Source organism: Mesorhizobium sp. M4A.F.Ca.ET.050.02.1.1 (assembly GCF_003997725.1).
In the GTDB taxonomy this organism is placed as follows: domain Bacteria; phylum Pseudomonadota; class Alphaproteobacteria; order Rhizobiales; family Rhizobiaceae; genus Mesorhizobium.
Window position 1 is genome coordinate 1 of the sequence record NZ_RZSG01000656.1, and the last position, 3,419, is coordinate 3,419.

The window sequence follows — 3,419 nt, forward strand, 5'->3', positions numbered from 1 at the left end:
GGGAAGGCTTTTCGGCCAGCGCCGCGTTGATCCGCAGCAGGCCGAGCGATGGGGATGCGGGCGGCAGGCCGGCGGCGACGACCTCGCCGATCAATTTCTCCGCCGTCGCCGCCGTGGCGAGAAAGCCTATGGCCTCGAGATACTGCTCAGCGCTTCGTTTCATGACGTCGTTGTCGCCCGAGACGGCGGAGCGCAGCGCCGAAAGCGTCTTGCCTTTTGCGAGGTCGCCCCATTCCAGCCAGCCTGCTTCGGCGCCTTCGACCTGATTTAGCGCGTGCAGATTCTGCGCGTCATTCAGGATCTGACTGATCAGGAGACGCTTCCTGCCGCCGTCCAAACGCAACATGAGTTGGAGGACGAGAAGCGCCAGCTTGCCGCCTTCGGCGACAAGCATATCCGCCAAACAGGCCACCGCCGCATCGCTGCCGGACACCGAGACCATTAGAACGAGAAAACGATCGGCATTGTCATCGACGCCGAATTGCCATGCGCCGATGAATTCAGGCTCTGTCTTGCCGAAGCGAGCGACAAGATCGCCGAGGTAGCAGGATGCGAACAAGTCGGCGCGACGGGCTTGTTGCGCAGGCGACTTGAGTTTTGTCGGTGCGTAGGTGGTGCGGCGGCGAATGAAGCCGGATTTACCTTCCTCGATGAAAGCGGCAAGCTCGGCTGTCGGATCTTCCGACCCGCCATCAGCCGGATTGCCATGCTCTCCCAACCTTGCCAGGAGCCGGCCGGCCATTTCGCGCACCTTGCCCGAGCGATCGGCGGACAGGCTCTTCAGGAACGGCACGTCGTCGGCACCCAGGCCGAAGCGCATGAGTTCGACGAGCGCTAGCCTGACCTCCGCCGGCTCGCTGGCCCCTTTGGTCTCGATAAGCGTTCGCGCCAAGGCAGGTGTGGTGCGCCGCAAATCGATCAGTGCGGTACGGCGCGCCGCGGGATAGAAATCATCCCAGGTCTCCGCAGTCAGTTGCTCGCGCCGGGACTGTTTCTCACCGTCCGCGCCTGCCTGCCAGTCGACCCAAGGGGCATAGACCTCGGGACTTTCCTGATCCGACGCAGCGGGCATCCAATCCATCGGATGCAGCACGAAGCCGCGGCTGGCGACGAGCGCGGCCACGCGGGTCTTGAGCCTCACTTCGGCTGCATATTTCAATGCAGCACGCAGCAACGGCCGCAGCCGTTCCGGGAGCGTCGGCATGGCCAGCACCGGCAGCGGCGGACGGCGTTTCAAGGTTTTCGCCGCCGCCGGCCGAAGCGCGACATCGAGCGCCTGCGCGGCAATGGCCAGCAGCCGCCTCTGCTGCTCGTCCGGGCTGGCCGCAGCCGCCACTTCCTTCCATTCGGCAGGGGCAAGTTCGAAAGCGGCGCCGCCGGAAATCCAGCCGTCGCGCAACCTTGCCAGCCCTGCCTGCTCGAGTTCGTTCACGACAGATCGAGCCTCCCCATATTGCTCTGCGACGCAAGAAGCTCGAGCCTGGCGCCGTTCCAGAGCGCCGCCGTGGCTGCAAGCTCGAGGCCGAGCAATGTCTGGTTGACCGATCCCGCGACAGGCAGGGCAATGCCGTGCGGATCGCCCGCAGCCTGCCACCAGGCGCCTTCCTTCTCGTCCAGCGCGATCGCGCCGGCAGGCAGGATGACCGGGCAATCCGACAGCCATGGCGCGCCGTCCTGGAAGGCGGCATAGGCGGCAAGCGGATCGCCGGCTGCGTCCGAGCCGAAGGCTGGCCAAGCGCCTGGTGCCGAATCACCGAGCCGTTCCACGACCAGCGCCCGTAGCGGATTGCGCGATGGATAGAATACGAGCTTGGCCTTGAAGCGATCTCCCGGCGCGAAGGCGCCGGACCGGCGCCCGGCCGAAGCCGGGAAGAAATCGAGCAGAACGGCAAATCGCGGCGCCGGGCTCTTCAGATCGAGCAGCCATGTCGCATGGCTGACAAGCCCGTCGCGGCGGGTTTCTATCTTCTCGCCGAGCACCTCCCAATCGCTCTCGACCTGAACGGCGTCGGGGTTGGCGAGGACCTGCTCGCGCGTCTCAGATGTCGACACAAGTCGTTTCAGCTCGGGATCATCGGGCGTGGCGCGCCAAGCCTTGGCGAGCATCACCAGCTTGCCGAGCTCGCGGATCGCGGCATCCGGCTTCTCCTCGCCGCGCAGCGCCATCAACCGCGCCGGCAACTCGTCGACGCGGCCGGCAAGCGCTGTGGCCTTGAGGTCGACCAGCCGGGCTGCAATGCGGCGGCAGCGCTCGCTGCAGGCATCGACGAACCCGGCAAGGCCGAGCCGGAGCTGGTCGGCTATCCATTGATCGAGCTCGTCCAGCGCTGCCGCCACGGCGCTTCGCGTGTCCTCGGCCCGCTTGCGCTGTGCCGCCTCGCGGCGTTCAGCGGCCACGGCATCTTCGACCGGAGCGCTCTGCTCGGGCCGCGATGCCTCGTCGATGCTTTTGCCTTCCGAGTTTGCTGCCGCCTGCGTCGCTGGCTGCCCGGGCCGGCGGCGCCGGCCGAGCCAGTCGTTGACCCAATCCGGCGTCTGCTCGACGCGATCGAAGCTGGCCGGCGCGGTGGCGCCGATCCACATCAGCCCCAGTATGTGCTTGCACGGGAATTTCCGCGACGGACAGGTGCATTTGTAGCCATGGTCGCCGGTATCGAATGCTACACGGTAGGGATTCGATCCCGAGCCCTGGCATTCGCCCCAGATGAGCCCCAGTTGCTCATTTGTCTCGAGCCGAGGCCAGTTCGACCGCTTGGTCAGCTTCGAGGCGGCGCTGAGCGAGGCCTGGTCAGGGGCAAGCGCTTCAATGGTTTTCAGGTCCAGTTGCAAGCCGCGCCTCTCATGACCCCGAAGTATGATTCCGCGACGATAGATAGCCGTTTGCGGCGCGCTGGTGTAGCTCCAGCCTCCGCAAAGTTAATTCCTTGTCTAACGTTCGGTTTCCTGATCAGGCTGGGCCGGTAATGTCGGCTTCAGACGACCCCCGCGCCGCGGACGAGATCGACGAAGCGGGCAAAGACTTCCGTGTGGCGGTCGACGTCGGCCGGCGACGTCGCCGGACACATCAGGAACATGGTGTGGAACGGCGTCACCAATATGCCCTCGTTCATGTAGAAGGCATGCAGCAGCGTCTCGAGGTCGCCGCGCCGGCCGGCAATGACATCGGCGCCGTTCGTCGGCGGTGCGGGCATGAACATGATCTCGGCGCGGGCGCCGACCTGCGTCACATGCCAGGGCAATCTGCTGGCGCTGATGATGCCGCGCGCGGCTTCGGCCAGGCGCGAGGCATTGGCGATCATGACCTCGAAATTGGCGGGGGTCAGCACCTCCTCCAGCACCGCGCGCATGGTGGCGACGGTCAGCGCATTGCCGGCGAGCGTGCCGCCGATGCCGAGATGCGCCGACTGGCGCACGCGCGG

2 protein-coding genes and 1 pseudogene are annotated in these 3,419 nt (G+C 65.9%); all 3 read right to left on the bottom strand.

Annotation, left to right across the window (positions count from 1 at the left end; genetic code table 11):
* Positions 1–1,399, bottom strand: a 1,399-nt coding sequence (locus EOA33_RS28790) for a DUF5691 domain-containing protein (RefSeq protein ID WP_190234399.1), incomplete at its 3' end; no start/stop codon positions are given.
* Positions 1,400–1,428: 29 nt separating this feature from the next.
* Positions 1,429–2,829 (bottom strand): SWIM zinc finger family protein, encoded by a 1,401-nt coding sequence (locus EOA33_RS28795; RefSeq protein ID WP_126056087.1) that lies wholly within the window; start codon positions 2,827–2,829, stop codon positions 1,429–1,431.
* Positions 2,830–2,972: 143 nt separating this feature from the next.
* Positions 2,973–3,419, bottom strand: a pseudogene (locus EOA33_RS28800) (aspartate aminotransferase family protein); the annotation flags it as partial.